We start from the raw sequence: 19041 nt of genomic DNA on the forward strand, positions 1-19041 counted from the left end.
CCGCTTCCATCCCGACCTTGGCCTTGAATTCTGCGCTGTGAACCTTGCGTTTCCTGACTTCGACCACCTTGTAATCCTCCTCGGACTACAGCTTAAAGCGCTGTCTCGATTCCAGGGTCCACTTTAAGGCTCTAACCTTTTCATGGCTGTTGAACGCAATAGCACTGCTTACGAATGTATCAAAAATAAACAAGATGGTGTTGTCGCTTTTGAAATTCATTGCCTGATTAAGCCATTGCGTCTGTGCTTTGCACACCGCGCTGCTCCAGGTTTCGCTATACGCTCATCCCTTAACGGGACGGGCCATGCCCGCCTTGCACATCGCTGACGCCTGCCGCGTGCCGGTCGGCACTTACCTAACCCCGAGATCGTTGGCTGTTGGGGGAGGGGCGGCCTTGCTTTCCTCCTAGTGTTTCACGCCGGTCTGGCCGTCAAGGGCGGCGCGCATAGATGCGCTTGCGGCCGGTGGCCGTCTGCGACCCTGTGACGGCTGGCGCTGCGGCGTGACCCCTTCGGTTCCAGGCAATTCCGCCTGAGTTCTGAACCGGAGGCAGTTATGCAGCAATATTCTCTTTCCCTTGATTCCGATACTTTGAATGCCGGCGCGTTGCTGGTGCGTGAAGCCGATGGTGGCGTGCGGGCGGCCAGCCGTAAGGAAATCCTGACGGTGGCGCGCGAGCTGGTCAATGTCGATGAACTGCATGGGCAGGATCTGTCCCAGCCCAGGCTTGTTAAAGACTTTCTACGAGTGCGGTTGAACGCCGCGCTGGAGCACGAAGTCTGCGGGCTGATTCTGCTGGACAGTCAACATCGGCTGATCGACTATCTGGAGCCGTTTCGCGGCACCATCAATCAGGCGTCGGTGTATCCGCGGGAGATCGTGAAAATTGCCCTGCATCGAAACGCGCTGTCGATCTTCCTGGTGCACAATCACCCAAGCGGGCTGGCCGAAGCGAGCCAAGCGGATATTGCGCTGACCAAGCATCTGAAGCAGGCGTTGGCGCTGGTTGATGTCCGGTTGCTGGATCACTTCATTGTGGCGGGGTCCACGGTGCTGTCGATGGCGGAGAGGGGGCTTTTCTAAGTCATTATCGGCAAGCCTGCGGGCTTGCCTTTTTCTGCGGTGATGGAGTCGATGGCACGACGCTGCCCGCCCGTCTGCTGCCATTATTGCCGACGTTTGCAAACCAGGCGGGAGTGTTGCCCTCGCTATTCCTTGAGCCAAGTCTTCTTGATGCCTGGAAAGTCAAGCTTCTTCCACTCTTCTTTCCAGAGCTGGTAATACGGAATGTCGGTGGACGAAGGAGCTGGGCTACATGGGTCGACCTTCACCAGCGATGGCATTACGACAGCCTCACCAATGAGCAAGGCTTCTCCCGCTCCCAAGGTGGGTAATTTCTCACAGAGATTGCCAAGCGTGTCTGGTAGCAGGCGCGACACGTAGCTTTGGTCGCTCGGGTTAGTCAGCCGCATAGCTAGGAAGTTGCTGCATTGTGAGAAGATCGTCTCGGAAATCTCAGATGGGCGTTGGCTTGAAAGTAGCAGTGTGACGCCGTACTTCCGCCCCTCCTTAGCGATCCGCTCAATTGAAAACTTCGAGGCTCGGAATCTGGCAAGGTCGCTGTTAGGCACGTATTTATGCGCTTCTTCATAGACCAGAAGAAGTGGGGCATCGTTGTTGATTGACTCGTTCGCATTGGTTCTCATCACCTTGTAGTGATAGCCATACTCGAACAGAATCCGGGAAATCAGCGAAACGGTGATACTGAGCACTTCAAAGGGCACGCCACTCAGGTCGACTATGGTGACATTCGACGAAGTGTCGCCATAGCCGAGCAGGCTCATCAGTGTACCTTCAAGAGTCGCCGTATCTGCGGTAGGACCAAACAAGAACTGAAGCCGATCTTGAGCGACTTTCGATTCGAAGCGAGTGAAGAATTTGTCGAGAGATTTATCCGCGTAACTGCCGGCTGTGATGCTATGAGTTTTCGTTGGATGGAACGTGAGCCGGCTCGCAAAATATTTGTCGAGTCTCTGATCTGCGTCCAGAAGAAGGCCATGTGTTGCATCCGTCTTCCCTTCAGTAAGAAGCGAGTATGAGCCATCGGCCACCATGTACCGCGTCTCATTTTTGGAGTTCACGGTTTCGTTCTTGATATTGTGCAGCGCGTTCAACACTTCGTGAATGTTGAACTTCAGTGGACTATCGTAGAAGACGAACTTCGCCCCGGCGTTGTGCCTTTTTTTGTTCTCCGTGACGAGTTGGCGAAACACGGCTTGTTGATTGTAATTGTCACGTTCCCCGGTATCCAGAAGCACCTCCTCAAGCTCATCGCTGTTGAGGAGCCAATATGGTAGCGTCAGGTTGCTCGCATCGAGAAAATTTGCGTTTGGAAACGCTGATTTATATTCGGAGTGGATATCAAAAATGACAACGTGAGAATTATTGAGAGCGTAGTCTCCATCCTTCGCACTAACAGCTGTCTGAACAATTTTTGCTATCGTGTGCGATTTTCCCGCGCCTGTCGAACCGACAACAGCGATGTGCTTGTTGAAAAAACGATCACCGTTCACTGGCACCTTAATTGCCGCATTGGAAACTAACGAGCTGAATTCAAATTTCAGCTTGGGCTCAACGGAGTCTTCAAAAATCTTTTTGATATCGGCTTCTGTTGCTGGCGCCACTCCTGTCGGTGGGATAGTGAGCGTGTCACCGCCACGGATAAATTTTCCATCAGTAATGATGCCGAGTGGTAGCGCTTCAATGATGTGGCGACGTTCTGCTTTCTCGGTCACTTCAATGCAGAAGTTCTCGATGATTGCGATCAGCGCGCAGTCTTCGCTATCAGTAATCCGTAAATAGGAGCCGACGCGAATGCTTTTACCATCAGAGAATGCTGCGATGTCGCTTACCGAGATCCTCACTTTATCGGGGAATACTGCAATCACCTCTGCTTTTATATCGCTTAAATCGCTCATGCTTGTATGACCTCTTGAATGAAATAGGAACTGTTGCTTTTGATCGGATGATACGTTTTTCCCTTTGGGATAAACGTATCGCCTAACGGTATTGATTTGTAGAAGTCGTAGACTTCAATCTGTGATCCCGCAATTGCAGAGACGGTCGCCATCAAATGGTCTTCGGAGGGAATGAACTTAACTCGCCAGAGGTTTTCCTTAGTTGGATCAGCTACGAGCAGAGTGGCGGAAAAACCCGCTCCCTGGAACGGATATCCTTCGTCAAACTTGACCCCTTGTTTCCAAAGATTTTCTTTGAGTTCGATTAGTTCTGCGGGGTCGAGACCTCGTAGCAATACGTATGGACAGAATCTATCCTGCTGTGGGGTTCTAACAAGCTCTTTGTGCGAAAAAAAGTCTGCAAGTCTGATAAGCATCGCAGCCGCCTTGCGCGCTTCATACTCGCCATTCATGTCAATCACAAAGATCCTCGACGCCTTCGGCATTTTTGTTGTCTTGGATTTGAAGAATTTTCTTCGAATCATTTTTGCGTAGTGGTCGGCACCGAATTTCTGTTGTAGCCAGCCGCTGAAGACCATTTCTTTGCGATTTATTGCTTTGAGAAATTCGCTTCTGGTGACAGTGCGCTTCGCCTCATCAGCTTCGACGGCCAGCCCCTGAATTACGTTTATCGCGGCCGGGTAATAGAAGACCTCAGCATCAGTAGCATTGCAGTCAGGGATTTCAGAGATCAAAAGATCGACAATCTTTTTTTGCTGATTCTCATAGGCAGGCGCGCTCAGATCAATTTCCAGAAGTGCTAAAAAAGCGGCGAGCTGCGAAGGCTTTATTGATAACTCTTCATGAACTTTATGCTCTTTCTTTTCGTGTGAGTAAGTCAAGAAATTGTTAATCAAGAAAGCTTCCGTGACAGGGAGCTCAAGCTTGTGCTGTCCACCTTTGTAATGTCCATAGAGACGGTACTTGAAAACTTGATCGCTCGGGCACCCTGCTGCATGAAAGTGTCTGAGCATGTGAATCACAGCTTGCTTGATGACCGAGTGGTTATATTCGGTTCCTTCGTAATATTTGCACTGGACAAATGAGCTCGCGCTTCCGTCGTTCAGGTCTATATCCTCAATACCCTCGACCGTTACGCTCCCATGTTTAGTGGCTTCGAGCAGCCGCACGATCGTTTGGTCGAACTGGTAAAAATAGCCTTTTATGGTTGCTGTAGCGCTGCGATCTGTCACGGTTAGTCCTGTAAGTCTTTAACTTCGGGAGCGAGGAAGGATTAAATTTCGGACCTTCGCACGGCTCAAAGCCATGTCGCTTGCTCTTACTAGCCGCTTTGTTGCCAATGCATTGGCAGTTATTGGCTATTCTCATCCAATCGTATCAAAAATAAACAAAATGATGTTGCCGGTCTTGAGACTCATCACGTAAGCAAGCTATAGCGTCTGCGCATAGCGCACCGCGCTGCTTCAGGTTCGCTCCTCGCTCATCCCTTAACGGGACGGGCCCACGCCCGCCTTGCACATCCCTGACGCCTACGGCCCGACTTCCAGCTTCGGGCCTGCGCGCTCGCGCTTGCGTGCGGGCAGCACCAGATAACGGCCGTTGCCTGCCTAGCCATCTTTCCTGACCTCATCACCTTGTCCGCGACTGTAGCCAGTGTCCGCGTGCCGTCAAGGCGCGCCAGGCCGTGTCCTCGGCTGCGCCTGCGGGCCGCACCTACCTGACGCTTGTTTCCTTGACGGCCCACGTTCGTGGGCTTCTGACCGTCGCGGGCGACGAACTCAGGAAAGACGGTGGCAACGAGGCCAACCGGGTTCTTCGTGCCGACCGCACAACAACAGCTCAAAAGCGCTGGGCTTCCGAATCTAGAAATCCGGTGTGCGGTTTGAACAGCAACCCTTTTTGTCAGGAGAAACACCATGCTTGCATCCCGTTTTGCTTCCCGCTCCCCGGTGCTTCGCAGCGACACTCCGCTGTCGGACGATCAGATCAGGGCCGTGGTTCCGTCCATCTATGCCGAGGCACCCCACGAAAGCCGTTCAGAACGCTACTGCTACATCCCGACGGTGGCGGTACTGACGGAACTGCGGAAAGAGGGGTTTCAGCCCTTCATGGTGACGCAGACCCGCGTGCGCAACGACGACCGGCGCGACCACACCAAACACATGATTCGTTTGCGCCATGCCAATCAGGTCAATGACAGCATCGCCAACGAAATTATCTTGCTCAATTCCCACGATGGTTCCAGCAGCTACCAGATGCTGGCCGGGGCGTTTCGTTTTGTGTGCAGCAATGGACTGGTGTGCGGCGACACCGTGGCCGATGTACGCATCCCGCACAAGGGCGATGTATCCGATCAGGTGGTGCAAGGCGCTTACGAGGTGCTGCAAGGTTTCGAGCGGGTGCAGGAATCCCGCGAAGCCATGCAGGCCGTGACGCTCGATGAAGGCGAAGCCCAAATTTTCGCCCGCGCCGCGCTGGCGCTCAAGTACGACGACCCCGACAAGCCCGCGCCCATCACCGAGAACCAGATTCTGCTACCGCGCCGGTTTGACGACCGCCGCCCCGATCTGTGGATGGCGTTTAACCGTGTGCAGGAAAACCTCACCAAAGGCGGTTTGCGTGGCCGCAGCGCCAATGGTCGCCGCCAAAGCACCCGAGCGGTGCAAGGCATTGATACCGACATTCGCCTGAACCGCGCCCTGTGGCTGCTGGCCGAGGGCATGCGCCAGTTGAAAGCCTGACCCCCTTACGTGGCAGGGGCAGGCAGCAACCCTTGCCGCATCTTTCATTGCTGCATTTTCCGCAAACTGCAAGGAGTTTTATCATGAACGCAATCACCCAAACCGAAACCCAAGCCATCGCCACCCCCGCGCAGGAAGTCGCTGACCCGGCCAAGAATATGATGCTGGTGTCGTTGTCGCGGCTGGTGGCACGGCCCACGGGCCGCAACGTGCGGAAGCAACCGCGCATGTCGATTCCCGAACTGGCCGCCAGCATCCAACGAGTCGGCCTGCTGCAAAACCTGATCGTGACTCTGGCCGCCGATGGCGAGCATTACGAAGTCGTGGCCGGTCGCCGCAGGTTGGCCGCGCTAAAACTGCTGGCCAAAAAATGCCGCATCGCCAAGGATTGGAACGTGCCGTGTTTGCGGGTGGCCAACGCCAGCGCCCGCACCGTGAGCCTGACCGAAAACGTACAGCGCGAAGCCATGCACCCGGCCGATCAGTTCGAGGCGTTTTCCGCGCTGGTGTTGGAGGGTCGGCCCATCGAAGACATTGCCGCCGATTTCAGTGTCACGCCGCTGGTGGTGCAGCGCCGCTTGAAATTGGCGAACGTGTCGCCGCGTCTGTTGGCCGATTATCGCGCCGATGCGGTGAACCTTGAGCAGTTGATGGCGCTTGCCATCACCGACGATCACGCCGCGCAGGAAGCCGCGTTTTACGAAGCGCCGCAGTGGCAGCGCCAACCCCATGCCTTGCGTGAGCGACTGACCGAACGCGAGATCGATGCACAGCATCCGCTGGTGCGTTTCGTGGGGCTTAACGCCTACGAAGCCGCAGGCGGTGGCATTCGCCGCGATCTGTTTGCCGAGGACGATAGCGGTGTCTATATGACCGATACGATGCTATTGGAAACGCTGGTGCGCGAGAAGCTGGACAGCCACGCTGCCGAGGTCAAAGCCGAAGGGTGGGCATGGGTGGATATAGCACCCGCTGCCACGTATGCAGACTTGCAATCTTTCCAGTCGGCCCCGCGAGAGCGGCGCAGCCCGACCAAGCGGGAAAGCGAACGCATCGGAAAACTGGAAGCCAAGATGCAAGCGATTGGCGAAGCCGTCGATGCCGCGCTTGAAGCCGACGACGAGGAAAAAGCCGACGCCTTGCAGACCGAAGGCGACCGCGTAGGCGAACAGTTGCAGGCGCTGGAAGAGGGCTTGCTGAACTACAGCCCGACCGTCAAAGCCGCCGCCGGAGCCATTGTCACGCTAGACCGGCAAGGCGATATTGTCGTGCATCGCGGCCTGATGCGGGAAGCCGAAGCAAAGGCGCTGCGCACTTTGGAACGCTTGCGCCAAGGCTTTGGCAACGAGGAGGGCGCGCACGATGACGAGGGCGACACGGCAAATGAGCCGCCCACGAATGCCGTCCTGTCCGACCGACTGGCGCAGCGCTTGAGCGCCCATCGTACCGCTGCCCTTCAAATTGAACTGGCCCGGCACCCACACGCGGCGCTGGCGGCGGCGGTGGTGCATGGCATGGTGCAAACCGTCTGGCAGCCTGACCGCTACCATCGTGAGCGCTTGCCGTTGAGCATCAGCCTGACCGTGCAAGACCGGCTCGAAAGCATGGCTCCCGATTGGCCGAAGTCGCCCGCCGCCGTGGCGTTGCGCGAATGGCAGCAGGTCGCGGGCCAAGCCTTGCCGCAGGACAGCGCCGACCTGTTCGCCGCCTTGCTGGCGATGCCGCAAAATGAACTGGTGCGGCTGCTGGCGGTCTGCGCCGCCGTTTCGGTCGATGCGGTGACGCCCCGCGCCACGTCGCCGCAACCGGGCGGGGCACTGGCGCAGGCCGTGGGGCTGGACATGGCGGCGTGGTGGCAACCCACCGCTGAAGGCTACTTCAAGCATGTGTCCAAGGCGGTCATTCTGGAAACTGTGGGCGAGTTCGCGCCCGAACAGGTTTCCCGGCTGGCGAAGCTGAAAAAGGCCGATATTGCCAGCGAAGCCGAACGGCTGGTCGACGGTACAGGCTGGATGCCCGACGTGTTTCGTCTCGATGCCTGCGCCACGGTGACGGCCCGCGCAGCGGATGACGATGTACAGGCCGTGGTGCATGACGATGAAACCGGTGATCACGACGCCATGCAGGCCGATGCGGTAGTGCCTGTGGCTGCTTAAGCGAATCGCCCGGGTTTGACCGGGCGAGGGTAGGCACCGGGCCGGCCTGCGGGCAGGCCCGGTGCCGGGAATTCAAGGCCTTGCATCGCAAAACCGCCCCGGTCCCATCCCTGATCGGGTGGGGCCGGGGCGGCCCGCGTTGGGTTGCCCACGCGGGCAGAGGCGCTTAGCGTCGCCGCTGGCTGACCGCGCCTGAAATCAGGCGGCCATGGCCGCACTGGATAAACGCCGACCCAGTTAGGCGTGTGGCACGCGCTATAAGGCTTGTCATAAAAACTTCACCAGTTATGCACAGGCTTGCGCACAGAATATGTGGATAAGCTTGGGCAGGGAGGCGACCTACACGCCCGGTACGGTGCGTGCCCAATCTTAAAGGCCAACTGCCCAGCATTTGAGCTTGGTGCAGCGATACGCCTTCTACACTTCGCTTGAGCCTTGGTCGCGTGACAAAGCCTTTGCGTCATTCATGCCAAAGCGGAGCCGTGGAAATGATTTAAGCCGGCGTGCGTTGTCGAATACCTGAAAGTAAGCGCCCAGAAAGCTACTTTCGTCTTTGCAAAAACTTGTGTAACTGTGTAGTTCCGCATAATCAAGTGCGATGCACGGCAGGTTGATTTCATCGAAAAATCTGAATAGCTCCTGGCTGTATTCGTCATACATATCGACAAAAAGTTCTCGTACTATCGCCAAGGAGAGCACGTTGCGTTTGCCGAGATCGATTGAAATCTCTTGCTCACTCATGAGCATCCGAAGCGGGCGATTCCTGTCAACATACTTTACGGCACCGGAGAGTTGCTTTAGCGCATCTTTCAGCATGTGTGTTGATGCCAGTCGTTTTCTTTGTAGCGTGCGATTCAGCGTTAGCTCGGTATTGGGTGCGTCTTTTGCCTGAATTATCAGGCAGGTTGTGTCGGTGATGACCACAATATCGGCAATCTCTTCCTTGTCGTAATATCTTTTGGGCGCGTGATAAATCTGATCGGGCCGAAAGACCCTCTGAAGCAAATTAATGATGTCCCTTTCTTGATAGAGGCCAGGATCAGTTCTTTCAAGAGAGGTGAAGCCGTATCCCTTGCTCCCATGAAACTTATGCAGGTCAGGTCGCATATCTAGGACGGTTAGATCTTCAGGAAATAGAGGCTCAATGACGCGGATGTGAATGGCTTCGGCATCATCTTGTGTACTTCTCAAGCCAAACCATGCTGTTGCCTGCTCATGCGCGACGTTATAACTCTCATGAGTGAGGTCAGGGTTCCTAGCGTGTTCCAGCCGAATTTTTGCCATTAGCGGCATGTCAATTTCAGCAAGATAGCCAAGCAACTCCCGATTCTGATCGTCAAACAGGTGCAATAAAACTTCGTGTTTGGTGAGTGCATGTAGCAGGTCTAGGGTTTCGCTGCCTGAGTCCAATAACCGCCAGCATACTAACGGGTTATCGGCATCTTCAAAAAATGCACACATCAGACCGATAGAGGAACTTCCAGACACATCGACAGGTACTGCGTAGATTTTGAAGTTCTTGTTGATTTTTATCGGCAACAGGTAGTTGGCCGGTAGCTTCAAAATAATCCGCGGTCTATTTTCTCCAGGTAGGCGAATACAGTGGATCCCACCAGGGAATTGCAGAATTTGCTGGCATAGCTCGGGTTTTTCAATGGAAAGCATCATAGGGGCTCGCGTATGGATCACAATTTAATGGTGCTCTGATCATTTGTATCAGCGTACTCTGTTATGCGATTTCCTGTTGCATGGGGAGAAGACTTTAGCCGTGTCGGCGCAATGCGCCGCCGGGCTTTCGGGCTGCGCCCCGTGCTGACTTCGCTGTCACGGCCATTCGGCTTTAATCCCTCACGCCTTCGCGCCTAGGGCGCTGCGCGCTTTGCTTGCGGTAAAAGCAGCGCCTCGCCAAAAGGCGGTGCGGGTAACGCTACGCCAGGGCTTGCTGCGGCAGGTTGCACGCAAGCGTGCCGTCCTCGATGCTGGCAGTTCCTTTTCTGGACATCACGAGGGGCGGTTCACCGACATGCCGCTCAGCCTGCTTATGGAACTTGTACACCACGCCTTCAATGCAGCGCCGCACTCTGCGGCGGGGGCGTTTGCGCCCATCATTGGGGGGCTGGAGCCCGCCCATGTCAGGACACACACCGGTAAAGCCGTCATGCGGAGAAACCGAGTTCGCCATCTCTCCTTGCAGGATGATCGACCGGTACGTCCTTGTCTTGTCGTGAATCCTGGCGGGGGACGGCAAGGCCTTGGACTTATTGGCCGCAACCCTTCAGCACAAACAATTTCCCCGCCGCCGGGGCCGGCTTCCTCGCGAGACAAATTCTTTGTGCTTCCCGGTCCTTCACCTTGTTGCGGCCGCTGTCGCGGTGCGTCCAGCCCACCCCCGCCGACCGGATCACAACAAGGACGCACTGGCGCGACCTTGATTCACTGAAAGGAGAATGACCATGGCCAACATCGGCACCTTTACCGCAGACAAAGACGGCTTCACCGGCACACTGCGCACCTTGACGCTTAACGTCAAGGTTAAGCTGATACCCAACGACAAGGGCGAAAACGGCAAAGCCCCCGATTTTCGCCTTCAAGTGACCGGTTATGACATCGGCGCGGCGTGGCGTAAAACCAGCGAGGCTGGGCGGGAATACCTGTCTGTGACTCTGGATGACCCCTCGTTCTCGGCCACGATCTATGCTCGCCTGATCGAAAACGAGGACGGCACGCACGACCTGCTCTGGTCGCGCAGCAAGCCGCAAGCGGCTTAACACACCGCGCCCCGCCTTTTGGCGGGGCGCATGTCCACCCAATGGCTAATAGCGGCGCCGCCGCCGTAGACCTTACCGTTGGTCCTGACCGTCGGTAAGCTGGCCTTCGGTTTGGGTCATGAGCACGGCCGTGCCGCATTCCAGCGCACGGGCGATCTTGAAAATGGCCGCCAAGGTGGGCGTGTGTTCGCCACGCTCGATCTTGCCCAGGTGGGAACGCTCGATGCTGGCCAGGTTCGCCAGCGTTTCCTGGGCGATGCCGCGTTCCGTGCGTAGCGCACGCACCGCCATGCCGAAGGCTTGCGCCAACTCGGCGTCAAAAGTGGTGGCGCCGACGGGTCGGCCGCGCTGGATGGATCGCTTCTGCATAGACAGAAGCGTCGTTTGTCGGCACAATTAAAACCACGTTATATTTAACTCATTCATCTGTATTTCATCTTCTTTTTGTGTAATGACGGAAATCCGTATGGGTGGATTTCCTCAAAACCAGGAAACCGCTACCGTGCTTTCTATGACTCGCGCAGAAACGACTTTACGATTACACGATTCCACGGATTTAATGGAAGCCGCCTCCATGTCTTTGCAGGAAAGCACGGATACAGATTGGCGGCTTTGCGCTTGGGTGGGCCAGCGTTTTTTCGCATCGATGGCTTGGTGGGCAGCGCAACCATGAACAACCCACTCATCACCGACGAAGAACGCGCACAATTGCTGGCCAACGGGCAAGCCCGCATCGCCGACTCAAGCATCGACCCGCTGCCGGTCGTGCGGCTTTTTACTCCGGACGCTCATGTGACTTGGCTGCTCGTTTCGCTTGACCCTGAAGACGGCGACACGGCCTATGGCCTGATCGACTTGGGGTTGGGAATGCCGGACGTGGGAACCGTGCAGCTCTCCGCCTTGGCGTCCATCGTCGGGCCGCGTCAACAGCCCGTGATGCACGACCGCTATTTCCGGGCCACGCGCGCGCTGTCAGACTATGCGCGGCTGGCACAGGCCAACGGCTCCATCGTTGATTGACCGGAGCCGTCCGTAACCCTGCAAGGCTGGGCATTGAGACTCTTTTCTTCTCACTTCAGACCGATTCGGTCTGAATTAGGGGTGTTGCACTAAAGCGATGTTGTCCTGACGTAAACAGTCATGATCTTTGGCGCGGAATACGGCATGGTGCTTGATGTTGCATCCTGATTTTTCAGCGGTGCCAGCGTCGCATAAGGATGATCTGCGCAACGGTTAAGACTCAATCGGACTTGATTCTTTTAGTTTCATTTTAATTAATTAGCAATCAAATATTAACTAATTGAAACTTCGTTGTGCTCGTTTTGTTCGGACGTCGCCCCCGCTGAGCCACGGAGGTTTGCGTTATGGCTGATTCGAGCGCCAAACATTGGCATCCGACCGCCGCGTATCTTTACGTGCTGCATCTTGATGGCCCAGCTCTTGCCTGGGAGTATTTGCGCCGCCATCCCGATTACCGGCGCGACTGGCTGCGCCGTCGCCGCCGGCAAGAGGCCGCCGAGTGCTGGGGGTTGCGCGTGCTGGAAGATCCCGGCCTGGATGCACGCAACGCGCACCCGGCCTGGTTTCCCGATCACGATAGTGTGGTGCAGCTCTATCCTGATGCCGATCCGCCGCCAGATGCCCTGGTCTTCGAGTTTTGGCGTATTCCTGGCGACAAGCGCCTGATCCATGATGGCAAGCGCTTGGTGCTGGTCACGCAGTGGCCAGGCTACTGCGTGCGGCTGGCTTTCGCGCCGGGCTTGGGCGATGGCATGGCCTACGTCCATGCCATCCGCGCCTGCGTTACGGCTTATCCCCGTTATCAGGCACTTGTCGCGGAGTTGGATAAGCTGGTCATCGGTGCCGTGCTTGCAACCGCCAAGCCGCGGCCATCTCCGGCGTCGCTGCTGGAGTTGCACACCTTACAGGCGCTCGACGCCACTCTGGCGGGCGCGTCCCTGCGCGAGGTGGCCGAAGGACTGTTCGGCGCAGAGGCGGTGGCCGAGGGCTGGTACACCGACGGTGGCTTGCGCTCCAAGGTGCGCCGCCTGGTGCGGCGCGGCAAGGCGCTGATGAGTGGTGGCCATCGTCGCTTGGCACAGTTCGAATGCCCTGGGGAGGGTCGTTCTGCACGCACGGCAAAACGACCCTGAGCAAGCCGCCCACATTTCTTGAGACTACCTCCATCCGGTCGCGCTGTGTGGCCGGGCTTTCCTGACCGATGGAGGTCTACCCCATGCGACCCGCACCTGTCCGACCCGCTACCGCTGCCGTCATCACGACCGCGCAACCTCAACGCTACCTGACCAACGACGAAGCTGCCGACTACCTGCGCCTGTCGCCCCGCACGCTGGAAAAGCAGCGCGTGATCGGCGGCGGGCCGAAGTTCCGCAAATTCGGTCGCCGCGTCATGTACGCGGTCGCCGACCTCGATGCCTGGGCCGATGCGCGCAGTTTTGAAGCCACATCCGATCCTGAATACGCTGAGCGTTACCCGGGTGATTACCGTGATGGCCGCTGATCGTCGGCGCGCTGGTAGCCATCGCCATGTCCAGCCCACCAGGGCAAGCCTTGCCGTCACGGGAACAGCTCGACCTGTTCCAGGCGCTGCCGGGGGACATGGCGCCGCGCGACGCTCAGGACTTGATGGCCTATCCGTTTTTTTCGCTGGCGAAGTCGCGGCGCGTAGCGCCCATCGACTTCCGCAATGGGAACACCATACTTCGTGTGGAGGGCACGGCCGAGCACGGCATTGCCACGATTTGGGATGCCGACATCCTGATCTGGGCCGCCAGCCAGATCGTGGAGGCGAAGGACGCGGGCTTGCCCACCTCGCGGCTGATGCGGGCCACGCCCTACGAGATACTGCGATTTATCGGGCGCGGCACGGGCTCGCGCGACTACCAGCGCCTCAAGGCCGCGCTGGATCGGCTGCAATCGACCACGGTGGCCACGTCCATCCGCGAAACCACCGGGCGGCGACTGCACCGTTTTTCCTGGATCAACGAGTGGAAGGAACTGGCCGATGCTCAGGGTACGCCGTTGGGCATCGAACTGATTCTGCCAGACTGGTTTTATGCGGGCGTGGTGGATGCCGCCCTGGTGCTGACCATCGACCCGGCGTATTTCAAGCTGACCGGCGGCATCGAACGCTGGCTGTACCGTCTGGTGCGCAAGCATGGCGGCCGACAGGAAGCCGGCTGGCAATTCGACTTTCGCTATCTGCACCAAAAATCCGGCAGCCACGCGCGCTTTTCGGATTTTGCCTACGACCTGCGCGCCCTGGTGGCCAAGCAATCCTTACCCGGCTACGAGTTGGGCATCGTGTGCAGGCCCAAGGACCACAGGGAGTTGCTGACGTTTCGGCCCGTGCCGCTCACGGCACGGGGATAACCACGGGAAAACCTGTGAATAGTGTCGTGCTATCGGGAGTAAGGGGTATCGTGCTATCGGGAGTACGGCTATCGTGCTATCAGGAGTATGAAGTCGCTGCAAAGCCAATAAGGACGCTGGTTTGCGGGCGCTCTAACTTAGGTAACTTCACTACTCTAACGTTTAGAAGGGCGCCATTCCGGTGGATAAGTGCTCAAAAGCATAAAGCGCTGCCACGCCAACAGCAAAAAAATCTGCAAAAACAGCCCCAAAACCAACCCCGTTCAGCAGAACAAAAACAGGCCAGCTTTCCTGACAGGAGGGCCACGTCATGATCGTCGCCTTACTCAACCAAAAAGGCGGCGTGGGTAAGACTACGCTTGCCACGCACATCGCCGGCGAATTTGCGCTGCGCGGTCAGCACGTGGTGTTGCTGGACGCCGACCCCCAGGGTTCATCACTGGATTGGACACAACGGCGTAGCCAGCAAGGCTTGCCAAGGCTGTTCAGCGCTGTAGGTCTGGCAAGGGAAACCCTACATCAGGAAGCGCCAGAGATCGCCAGACGGGCCGATCATGTCGTTATTGATGGCCCACCCCGAATCGCCGCGTTGGCACGCTCCGCGCTGCTGGCAGCCGATTGCGTGCTGATTCCGGTGCAACCCAGCCCCTACGACCTGTGGGCCAGCGCCGAGATGGTGGCGCTGATCCGCGAGGCGCAGGTGTTCCGACCCCAGCTTGCCGCCGCCTTCGTCATCAATCGCCGTGTCAGCACCACGGTGATCGGACGCGAAGCCCGCAAGGCGCTGGCCGATCAACCGCTACTGGCGCTGCGCGCCGAGGTTCGTCAACGCATCGTCTTTGCCGACAGCGTGGCGGCCGGTCGGCTCGCGCGTGAATTGGCACCGGACAGCGCCGCCGCACGCGAAGTCACCGCATTGGTGGATGAACTATTGCGGTGGTCGCCATGAGCAGCGAAAGCAACACGTCGAACGGCAAACGCATGGGCAAGCGCATCACCATCGGTGCGCGTCCGCCCACGAATCCGCACGCCGAGGCGTGGATTCGCCAGGGCGATACCGTCGACCTCCAGAAAGGCGACCCCCACACGGCCCGCCTGACCATCGACATCACACTCGCCTTGCGGGCGCGCATCAAGGTCTCGGCCTTCACGCAAGGCGTGACTGTGGCCGCCTTGCTGCGCGCACTGCTGGAGCGCGAGTTCCCGGAGAACACACCATGACTGCAAACCACGAGGCGCAGCCGGTAGCAGAATCGGCTGTGCTAACACAACCGCCGCATAAACTTGCCAGCCCGACCGACAGCGTGCCACTGATTCGCGTCTCGCTGGCGTTCGTCGAACGGCGTTTCAATCTCTACCTGCGCTTTGGCGAACCGGTGCGCACGCTCCAGCTCGATCGCTGGCGGCGCTGTGCAATGTTCCTGCCCGCGTCCATGTTCTGCCGCATCCGCTGGGAATCCAATCACTACGGAACGATCCGCTGGCAGCTTATGGTGATGCAGGCTTGCACGCCACTGGACGCGGTGCAGCGCATCCCCGGCGTACAGCCCGGCGCGCGCCTGCTGCTGCACGTCGAGGGCGAACAAAAGGTGCGCGCCGTGCTGGAGAGGATCGACGCTATCGAAGCGTTGGGTATCGCCGCCATTGACGTGTCGCCCGCGTACTGGCGCACGCTGGGCAACCGCGTGGCCGCGCGCCTTTCGCTGCCGGATTACAGCGCTGGGCGGCACATCGCTTGGATGGCCGGGAGGGGATTGCAATGACAGTAGAACCTCGCTCGCGCCTGCGCGTTCGCATCGTGCTGGCCGTCCTGTCCGCCTGCGGCCTCGCCGCGTTGGCCTGGGCGTCCTTCGTGCCGTCTGCGGTGCATATCATCTACAACCCCTCCGACAGTGTTTCAGTCGGCTGGTATCGCATCGAGCGTGCCGATTCGCTGTCACGTCCGTTGTCCGTGGGCAGCATCGTTCTGACCCGGCTTCCGGCAGACGTAGCCGCACTGGCTGCACAGCGCGGCTACCTGCCGTTGCACATCCCACTGCTTAAACGAGTGGGTGCCGTTGCGCCGCAACATGTTTGTATCATCGCCGGCCAAGTGTGCATCGACGGCGTGCCGGTGGCTGCCGTACGGCCTGCCGACCGCATGGGCCGGTCCTTACCATCCTGGCCGCAGTGCCGCCCGCTGGCCGATGGCGAACTGTTTTTGTTGAGCACGACCAATCCGGCGTCGTTCGACAGCCGCTACTTCGGACCGATCAATGCATCCGCCGTGATCGGCACCGCGCATCCTATCTACCTGGAGACGCAACCGTGACCTTGGTTGACTTCCGGCCTCGCTGGCGCGTTGGCCTTCGTTTTCCATGCAGCCCATCCGTCGCGCTGCCGCCTGTCGTTGACGTGCTATCAGGCATGCCGATCGACGTGTGTTCGCCGTGTCGTCATGCGCGCTTCGGCGTGCATCCCCATGTGCAGATTGTTTGCCCCGAACGTACCCAGCGAGCGGCATCGCGTGCGTTCAGGCGGGCTGGCTGCCAGCAGCGTAGTACCGCCGGACCGCCGATGCCAGGAGCGGCAGCGAGGGGCAAAGGCGGAAGGCAAGATAAAAGGTCGCGGCACGTCGTTGCGCGAAAAAGCAGTCTGCACGTGGGGGCGACGCGGCACGCGCCGGTTGCGGCACCGTGCCGCGTGGATAGTCAATGCCTTGTCGATGTTGAAGAAAGCGCGTGCCTCGCACGCTTGGCTGCGACCGTCTTGGATGGGGGCACCGCATGAGCCGCAACGACGATGACCGTTTCCGCCTCCACCCAGGGGCGCCCAAGCAGCGCGGCGATGCCTTCATCAGCCAGGTGCTGCGCCAGACAAGCAAGGCCGGTGTCAAGGCCGCCAAGGCAAGCCGTCGACCCGGTGCCCGACTGGGACGCGGGCACGTCGCGGCCCGCTTTACCAGCGCTTCGCTCACCACTGGTTTCCGGCGCGTGACCATTAAGACTCGGCTGGTCAATCTTGCCAAGGCCGGGCCGCGTTCGACGGCGACGCACCTGCGCTATGTCGAGCGCGAAGGTGTGGGGCGCGATGGCGAACCGGGCAACGCCTATGGCCCGGCGACTGATGATGCCGACTTGGCTGCCTTTGAGGAACGTGGCCGCGAGGACCGGCACCAGTTCCGCCTTATCGTCTCGCCCGAAGAGGCCGAACAGCTCGACGATCTGCGCACCTACACCCGCCACCTGATGGCCCGCATGGAAGCCGATCTGGGAACCCGACTGGAATGGGTGGCGGTCGATCACTGGAATACCGACAACCCGCATACGCACGTCGTGCTGCGCGGCAAGGACGACGGTGGCCGCGACCTCATCATCTCCCGCGACTACATCAGCCAAGGCATCCGCGAGCGGGCTTCGGAGCTGGCGACCGAATGGCTGGGGCCGCGCACCGAACTGGAGATCCAGCGAGGCATGCAGCGTGAAGTGGATCAGGAGCGGTGGACGGGTTTGGATCGCACCTTGCAATGCGAGGCGGTGGATGGCCTGGTGCGCACCGAACGGCTGGAAGCGGAACCCCGGCTGCAACGCCAGCGCCTGCTACTGGTCGGCCGATTGCAACGCTTGCAGCGTATGGGGTTGGCAAGTGAAATCCAGACTGGCGTATGGGCCATCCATGCCGATGCGGAGTCCACCTTGTGGGCGATGGGCGAGCGTGGCGACATCATCCGCACCATGCAGCGTGCCATGAGCGGCAAGCCGCGTGAACTGGCCGTGTTCCAGCCTAGCGAGGATGGCCGCACCGTTGTCGGTCGGGTGGCCGGTAAAGGACTGGCTGACGAGCTGTACGACAAGGGTTATTTGATCGTCGATGGTACCGATGGCAAGGCGCATTATGTGGCGCTGCCTTCCAGGACAGAACTGGAGCAATACCCAACAGGGGCTGTGGTGGAGGTTAAGGGATCGACCGCCGTGCGCGCAGCGGACAAGACCATCACCGCGTTGGCCGTTGATGGCATCTACCGCACCGATCACCATCTGGCGGTTGCCAGTGCCCAGCCACACCCAGACCGGCATCCGCACGAAGTGGTTGAAGCCCATATCCGGCGGCTGGAAGCCTTGCGTCGCGCTGGCCTGGTGGAACGGCAGAGCGAAGGCGTCTGGAAAGTACCGAATGATCTGCCGGAGCGCGGCCGCCAGTACGACGCGCAGCGCCTGGGCGGCGTGGCCGTGGAGCTGAAATCACATCTACCCATCGAGCGGCAAGCCCGCGTGATCGGCGCGACCTGGCTAGATCAGCAGTTGATTGGCGGCGGCAAGGGGCTGGGCGATATGGGTTTTGGTAGCGAGGTAAAACAAGCCTTGCAACTGCGCGGCGATTTCCTGGGCGAACAGGGGCTGGCCGAGCGGCGTGGTCACCGCATGATCCTCGCGCGCAACCTGCTGCGAATGCTACGCAATCGGGAAGTGGCGCAGGCCGAACAGGATATTTCCGTCGAATCTGGTCTGGAACATCGTCCCGTGGCCGATGGGCAGCGCGTGAGCGGCATCTACCGCCGCAGCGTCATGCTAGCCAGCGGGCGCTACGCCATGCTTGATGACGGCATGGGGTTCAGCCTGGTGCCGTGGAAGCCAGTGATTGAGCAGCGGCTGGGGCAGCAGATTGCCGCGACGGTGCGTGGCGGCGGGGTGTCATGGGAGATTGGGAGGCAACGAGGACCAAGCGTTTCGTGATACTCCCGCTTTGCTCCTCTCACCGGGTATCCTCTGCCTGTCCGTCGGCGACGGCCGATACAACCGTACTTGGTTGCTGGTCAATGAGGACCGGGGGTTGCCGCAAATTATCCGCCAGATCGAAAAGCTCGAAGATGTCACCGCAGTGAGCCGGCACTATGCTGAGCATGCGGTATTCGCGCAACTGGAAGGATTTTTCCAGCCTGTTGAGCCAACCAGTGGGAAAGGTTTGATGCGTTATTAGCATATACCGCGTAGCACCTGAGACGGTGAGAGCCGACAGTCGGATGCT

General features: G+C 58.7%; 21 protein-coding genes. 15 read left to right on the plus strand and 6 right to left on the minus strand.

Going from position 1 to position 19041, the window contains the following annotated elements:
* Nucleotides 1-556 precede the first annotated feature (556 nt).
* Nucleotides 557-1084, plus strand: coding sequence for a JAB domain-containing protein (locus tag CR159_RS04290; protein ID WP_102072788.1), 528 nt, complete (start codon nucleotides 557-559; stop codon nucleotides 1082-1084).
* A 125-nt stretch (nucleotides 1085-1209) separates the two neighbouring features.
* Here CR159_RS04290 and herA read toward each other — a convergent pair whose 3' ends face one another.
* Nucleotides 1210-2979 (minus strand): anti-phage-associated helicase HerA, encoded by a 1770-nt coding sequence (gene herA, locus CR159_RS04295; RefSeq protein ID WP_102072789.1) that lies wholly within the window; start codon nucleotides 2977-2979, stop codon nucleotides 1210-1212.
* On the minus strand, nucleotides 2976-4211 hold the full coding sequence (locus CR159_RS04300) for a DUF4297 family anti-phage-associated protein (protein WP_102072790.1): 1236 nt from the start codon (nucleotides 4209-4211) through the stop codon (nucleotides 2976-2978). The genes herA and CR159_RS04300 overlap by 4 nt, the downstream gene beginning before the upstream one ends.
* Nucleotides 4212-4895: 684 nt before the next feature.
* Here CR159_RS04300 and CR159_RS04305 point away from each other — a divergent pair.
* The gene (locus CR159_RS04305; RefSeq protein ID WP_102072791.1) at nucleotides 4896-5720 is read left to right on the plus strand and encodes a DUF932 domain-containing protein; all 825 of its coding nucleotides are present in this window, start codon (nucleotides 4896-4898) and stop codon (nucleotides 5718-5720) included.
* An 83-nt stretch (nucleotides 5721-5803) separates the two neighbouring features.
* Nucleotides 5804-7876 carry a ParB/RepB/Spo0J family partition protein gene (locus CR159_RS04310; protein ID WP_102072792.1) on the plus strand — a complete coding sequence of 691 codons (2073 nt, stop codon included), beginning with the start codon at nucleotides 5804-5806 and terminating at the stop codon, nucleotides 7874-7876.
* Between the two features lie 417 nt (nucleotides 7877-8293).
* Here CR159_RS04310 and CR159_RS04315 read toward each other — a convergent pair whose 3' ends face one another.
* The gene (locus tag CR159_RS04315; protein WP_102072793.1) at nucleotides 8294-9544 is read right to left on the minus strand and encodes a hypothetical protein; all 1251 of its coding nucleotides are present in this window, start codon (nucleotides 9542-9544) and stop codon (nucleotides 8294-8296) included.
* 259 nt (nucleotides 9545-9803) lie between these two features.
* Nucleotides 9804-10058, minus strand: a complete 255-nt coding sequence (locus CR159_RS04325) for a hypothetical protein (RefSeq protein ID WP_102072794.1) — start codon at nucleotides 10056-10058, stop codon at nucleotides 9804-9806.
* Nucleotides 10059-10329: 271 nt separating this feature from the next.
* On the opposite strand from CR159_RS04325, the gene CR159_RS04330 reads away from it, so the two are divergent.
* On the plus strand, nucleotides 10330-10644 hold the full coding sequence (locus CR159_RS04330; RefSeq protein WP_102072795.1) for a DUF736 domain-containing protein: 315 nt from the start codon (nucleotides 10330-10332) through the stop codon (nucleotides 10642-10644).
* 72 nt (nucleotides 10645-10716) lie between these two features.
* Here CR159_RS04330 and CR159_RS04335 read toward each other — a convergent pair whose 3' ends face one another.
* Nucleotides 10717-11013: a helix-turn-helix domain-containing protein gene (locus CR159_RS04335; protein ID WP_102072796.1), complete on the minus strand. Its 297-nt coding sequence runs from the start codon at nucleotides 11011-11013 to the stop codon at nucleotides 10717-10719.
* A gap of 300 nt (nucleotides 11014-11313) precedes the next feature.
* Between CR159_RS04335 and CR159_RS04340 the strand changes: the two genes are divergently transcribed.
* From CR159_RS04340 to CR159_RS04355, 4 genes are all read left to right on the plus strand, one after another.
* Nucleotides 11314-11664 (plus strand): DUF2958 domain-containing protein, encoded by a 351-nt coding sequence (locus CR159_RS04340; RefSeq protein ID WP_102073059.1) that lies wholly within the window; start codon nucleotides 11314-11316, stop codon nucleotides 11662-11664.
* 344 nt (nucleotides 11665-12008) lie between these two features.
* The gene (locus CR159_RS04345; RefSeq protein WP_102072797.1) at nucleotides 12009-12797 is read left to right on the plus strand and encodes a DUF2285 domain-containing protein; all 789 of its coding nucleotides are present in this window, start codon (nucleotides 12009-12011) and stop codon (nucleotides 12795-12797) included.
* A gap of 83 nt (nucleotides 12798-12880) precedes the next feature.
* On the plus strand, nucleotides 12881-13165 hold the full coding sequence (locus tag CR159_RS04350) for a helix-turn-helix transcriptional regulator (protein WP_102072798.1): 285 nt from the start codon (nucleotides 12881-12883) through the stop codon (nucleotides 13163-13165).
* A gap of 26 nt (nucleotides 13166-13191) precedes the next feature.
* Nucleotides 13192-14037, plus strand: coding sequence for a replication initiator protein A (locus CR159_RS04355; RefSeq protein ID WP_102072799.1), 846 nt, complete (start codon nucleotides 13192-13194; stop codon nucleotides 14035-14037).
* A gap of 162 nt (nucleotides 14038-14199) precedes the next feature.
* On the opposite strand, the gene CR159_RS21525 is transcribed toward CR159_RS04355, so the two are convergent.
* Nucleotides 14200-14349, minus strand: coding sequence for a hypothetical protein (locus CR159_RS21525; protein WP_158238502.1), 150 nt, complete (start codon nucleotides 14347-14349; stop codon nucleotides 14200-14202).
* Here CR159_RS21525 and parA point away from each other — a divergent pair.
* The 7 genes from parA (at nucleotide 14348) to CR159_RS21530 (ending at nucleotide 18993) form a co-directional block, all read left to right on the plus strand.
* Nucleotides 14348-14986, plus strand: a complete 639-nt coding sequence (gene parA / locus CR159_RS04365) for a ParA family partition ATPase (protein ID WP_102072800.1) — start codon at nucleotides 14348-14350, stop codon at nucleotides 14984-14986. The two genes, CR159_RS21525 and parA, sit on opposite strands and share 2 nt — an antisense overlap.
* The gene (locus tag CR159_RS04370; protein WP_102072801.1) at nucleotides 14983-15258 is read left to right on the plus strand and encodes a chromosome partitioning protein ParB; all 276 of its coding nucleotides are present in this window, start codon (nucleotides 14983-14985) and stop codon (nucleotides 15256-15258) included. Before parA ends, CR159_RS04370 begins: the two co-directional genes overlap by 4 nt.
* Nucleotides 15255-15800: a DUF2840 domain-containing protein gene (locus tag CR159_RS04375; protein WP_102072802.1), complete on the plus strand. Its 546-nt coding sequence runs from the start codon at nucleotides 15255-15257 to the stop codon at nucleotides 15798-15800. Before CR159_RS04370 ends, CR159_RS04375 begins: the two co-directional genes overlap by 4 nt.
* Complete coding sequence (locus CR159_RS04380) at nucleotides 15797-16348, plus strand: S26 family signal peptidase (protein ID WP_102072803.1); 552 nt, start codon at nucleotides 15797-15799, stop codon at nucleotides 16346-16348. The genes CR159_RS04375 and CR159_RS04380 overlap by 4 nt, the downstream gene beginning before the upstream one ends.
* Before the next feature lie 150 nt (nucleotides 16349-16498).
* Complete coding sequence (locus CR159_RS21645) at nucleotides 16499-16822, plus strand: hypothetical protein (protein ID WP_199173236.1); 324 nt, start codon at nucleotides 16499-16501, stop codon at nucleotides 16820-16822.
* Nucleotides 16803-18749, plus strand: a complete 1947-nt coding sequence (locus CR159_RS04385) for a relaxase/mobilization nuclease and DUF3363 domain-containing protein (protein WP_102072804.1) — start codon at nucleotides 16803-16805, stop codon at nucleotides 18747-18749. The genes CR159_RS21645 and CR159_RS04385 overlap by 20 nt, the downstream gene beginning before the upstream one ends.
* Nucleotides 18750-18846: 97 nt before the next feature.
* Nucleotides 18847-18993, plus strand: coding sequence for an ACT domain-containing protein (locus CR159_RS21530; RefSeq protein ID WP_158238503.1), 147 nt, complete (start codon nucleotides 18847-18849; stop codon nucleotides 18991-18993).
* The last annotated feature ends 48 nt before the right edge of the window (nucleotides 18994-19041 follow it).

Source organism: Pollutimonas subterranea (assembly GCF_002849655.1).
GTDB lineage: Bacteria > Pseudomonadota > Gammaproteobacteria > Burkholderiales > Burkholderiaceae_B > Pollutimonas > Pollutimonas subterranea.